We start from the raw sequence: 3,518 nt of genomic DNA on the forward strand, positions 1-3,518 counted from the left end.
GGCATTCGATATGTTTGGAGAATAATATGGACACAAAAATTTTCAATAACCTAAAGACAATCTATCCGGTTGGTACAAAGGTTAGATTAGTTAGAATGGATGACCCACATCCAGTTCCTAAAGGCACACTTGGAACTGTGATTGGAGTGGATGACATTGGTTCACTCTTAGTTAAGTGGGAAAACGGCAGTTGCCTAAATGTTTTGTATGGAATTGATATCGTAGAAAAGGTAATGTGAGATGTGGGAAATTATGACTCGAACGGTTGGAGACAGACATTACGTTTGTGAGTTTCTCCGAGAAGACACAACAGACCCAAGGAATATAGACGGTGCATGGATTAGAATACTGACAATAAAACGTGATGGTGAATATATCTACCAATATAGATATGGGAATGAAATAGATAACATGGACGACATTGATAGAACAGTTTGTCAGGCTGTTCTTGATAACTTTAATGAACTTTAAGAAGGAACTCGAATTGAGTTCTTTTTTCTTATTCTAAAGGAGGTGAGATTGTGGCAATCAGGGGGCGAAAACCAAAGCCTACGAATATGAAAATACTTGAGGGAAATCCTGGTAAGCGACCACTCCCTTCGAATGAAGTCAAACCCAAACAAAAAGCCCCACGTTGCCCACAGTGGCTTGAAGAAGATGCAAAGAAGGAGTGGAAACGGATGGGAAAAATTCTCGAACAGATGGGAATTTTAACCGAAATGGACATGACTGCATTTGCAGGTTACTGTCAAGCATACGCTCGCTGGAAAGAGGCAGAAGAGTTCCTTTCCAAGCATGGCTCCATTATCAAAACTCCGAATGGCTATCTCCAACAAGTCCCTCAAGTCTCTATCAGCCAGACTAACCTCAAAATCATGCTTAAATTCTGTGAACAATTTGGTTTGACACCTTCAGCCCGTAACCGTCTAGCGACGATGGATGCGGAAGTTGGTACTGGTAATGAAATGGAAGATTTGTTAGGAGGAATTTTATGAGCTATCATTATGAACCAAGTCCATTCATGCTTCCAACCTCACACTATGATGAGGCAAAGGCTGATAGGGCAGTAACATTTATCAATAACCTTTCCCACACCAAAGGCAAGTGGGCAGGAAAGCGATTTGATTTGTTGCCGTGGCAGGAACAGATTGTTCGTGATCTATTTGGGATTGTGAAAGAAGATGGTAACCGTCAGTTCTTAACTGCCTATATTGAAATTCCAAAGAAGAATGGTAAGTCTGAGCTAGCAGCGGCTATCGCTCTCTATCTACTATATGCGGATAATGAAGCCAGTGCGGAAGTTTATGGTGCGGCTTGTGACCGAAACCAAGCATCAATCGTATTTGATGTGGCCAAGCAGATGGTGCAGATGAGTCGCCCCTTGGAAAAGCGTTCTAAGATAATGGGTGCTACCAAACGTATTGTAAATTATTCTAACGCTGGGTTTTACCAAGTTCTTTCAGCAGAGACTGGGACAAAGCATGGACTAAACGTATCTGGCTTGGTCTTTGATGAAATTCATGCTCAGCCTAATCGTCATTTGTATGATGTATTAACCAAGGGGTCAGGAGACGCAAGGGAACAACCCCTCTTTTTTATTATCACGACAGCTGGAACGGATAGAAACTCTATCTGTTACGAATTGCATACCAAAGCATTGGATATTCTGAATGGTAGAAAGAAGGACACGTCATTCTATCCGGTGGTTTATGGATTATCCGATGAAGATGATTGGAATGACGAAGCAAACTGGAGAAGAGCCAACCCTTCACTAGGGCATACTATTGGGATTGACCGTGTTAGAGAAGCCTACCAACAGGCACTTGATAACCCAGCAGAAGAGAATGTCTTTAAGCAGCTTCGTCTAAATATGTGGACAAGCTCAAGCGTTGCTTGGATTCCAGAACATGTTTATGCCAAAGGAAATGATCCTATTCAATATGAAAGCCTCAAGGGTCGTAGTTGCTATGCAGGGCTAGACCTGTCTAGTACGTCCGATATAACAGCTTTTGTCTTGGTATTTCCTCCTAGATTTGAAGAGGAAAATTATATCGTATTGCCATACTTTTGGCTACCTGAGGATACACTGGAACTGAGATGTCGACGTGACCATGTTCTATATGATGTTTGGGAGCGTCATGGCTACATCAAAACTACAGAGGGTAATGTTGTTCACTATGGTTTTATCGAAAAATTTATTGAAGACTTATCGGAAATTTATCATATCAAGGAAATAGCCTATGACCGTTGGAATGCGACACAGATGGTTCAGAATCTAGAAGGGATGGGCTTGACCATGGTGCCTTTCGGTCAGGGATACAAGGATATGAGTCCACCTTCAAAGGAACTCTATAAACTGATGATGGAAGGCAAGATTCAACATGGTGGGCATCCAGTTCTGAAATGGATGGGACAAAACGTAGTCATGAGACAAGACCCTGCTGGAAATATCAAGCCTGATAAGGAAAAGTCAGTCGAGAAGATTGACGGTATTGTAGCACTCATTATGGGACTGGATCGTTGTATTCGTCACCAAACCGATGAAGGAAGTGTGTATGATGAACGTGGAATATTGAGTTTTTAGGATGAAAACAACCTAAATAGGTTGAATATATCCTAAAAAGTGGTAGAATAGAGAAAAGGAGGATATTACCATGCAAATCAATATTGAAAACTTAGTCTCTATTTCTGAAGCAAATCAAAACTTTTCTAAGGTAGCTCGTATGGTCGATACGAATGGTACTGCAGTAATTTTGAAAAATAACACACCAAAGTATGTATTAGTGGACTATCAGAGTCTAATTAAAGAGGAACAGGCAACACCTACGGTTGTTGAACAATCAACTTTGGATGAAGTTGCGACTTCAGTTTTATCACGCCATCTTGATGCATTTAAGGAATTGGCAAAATGAAAGTATTAACTGTTGAACAGGTTATTGAATTACACACTAGGTTACTTCAAGCTACTGGGGGTTTAGATGGTGTTAGGGATGTTGGTTTAATAGAATCTTCACTATCTTCAGCTTTTAGTACATATTTTGGTGTTGAGAAGTATCCAAGTATTGAAGAAAAGGCTGCTAGACTTTGTTATTCGCTAGTTAATAATCATGCCTTCCTTGATGGGAACAAGCGAATTGGAGTTTTTGTCATGATTATTTTCCTAGAATTAAATGGCATCGTGTTAAATCAGACTGATGATGAAATAGTGAAGCTAGGACTTGGAGTAGCTTCATCAGAATTAGATTATGATGCAATTTTAGAATACATTCGGAATCATTAAAACTTTTCTTAATGAGGATATAACTTCAAGAAAGTGATAGAATATGGTATCTACTTGAAGAAGGAGAGATGAAAAACATCTAAGAACAAACGATAAGCACTTCAATCGAGGTGCTTTTTTCGTACTCAAAAGGAGGAAGTATGGGACTACTAGATTTACTGGGACGTAAGCGTGCTAGAGATAAACCACGAAATAGTTATGAAGGTCAGGACTTCTCATATCTGTTTGGACGAACGAC

At 40.1% G+C, this 3,518-nt stretch carries 5 protein-coding genes and 1 pseudogene; all 6 read left to right on the top strand.

Going from position 1 to position 3,518, the window contains the following annotated elements:
• Window positions 1–26 precede the first annotated feature (26 nt).
• Window positions 27–239: a DUF4314 domain-containing protein gene (locus RFK25_RS11225; protein WP_332413516.1), complete on the top strand. Its 213-nt coding sequence runs from the start codon at window positions 27–29 to the stop codon at window positions 237–239.
• 282 nt (window positions 240–521) lie between these two features.
• Window positions 522–995 carry a phage terminase small subunit P27 family gene (locus tag RFK25_RS11230; RefSeq protein WP_332413513.1) on the top strand — a complete coding sequence of 158 codons (474 nt, stop codon included), beginning with the start codon at window positions 522–524 and terminating at the stop codon, window positions 993–995.
• A complete protein-coding gene (locus RFK25_RS11235; protein ID WP_332413514.1) occupies window positions 992–2,584 on the top strand; it encodes a terminase large subunit in 1,593 nt (530 codons plus the stop codon). Before RFK25_RS11230 ends, RFK25_RS11235 begins: the two co-directional genes overlap by 4 nt.
• Before the next feature lie 70 nt (window positions 2,585–2,654).
• Complete coding sequence (locus RFK25_RS11240) at window positions 2,655–2,912, top strand: type II toxin-antitoxin system Phd/YefM family antitoxin (RefSeq protein ID WP_018374772.1); 258 nt, start codon at window positions 2,655–2,657, stop codon at window positions 2,910–2,912.
• A complete protein-coding gene (locus RFK25_RS11245; RefSeq protein ID WP_332413515.1) occupies window positions 2,909–3,280 on the top strand; it encodes a type II toxin-antitoxin system death-on-curing family toxin in 372 nt (123 codons plus the stop codon). The genes RFK25_RS11240 and RFK25_RS11245 overlap by 4 nt, the downstream gene beginning before the upstream one ends.
• Window positions 3,281–3,420: 140 nt before the next feature.
• Window positions 3,421–3,518: pseudogene (locus tag RFK25_RS11250) on the top strand (portal protein); the annotation flags it as partial.

Origin of the sequence: Streptococcus sp. SS-4456, from assembly GCF_036680365.1 — a bacterium.
Lineage (GTDB): Bacteria > Bacillota > Bacilli > Lactobacillales > Streptococcaceae > Streptococcus.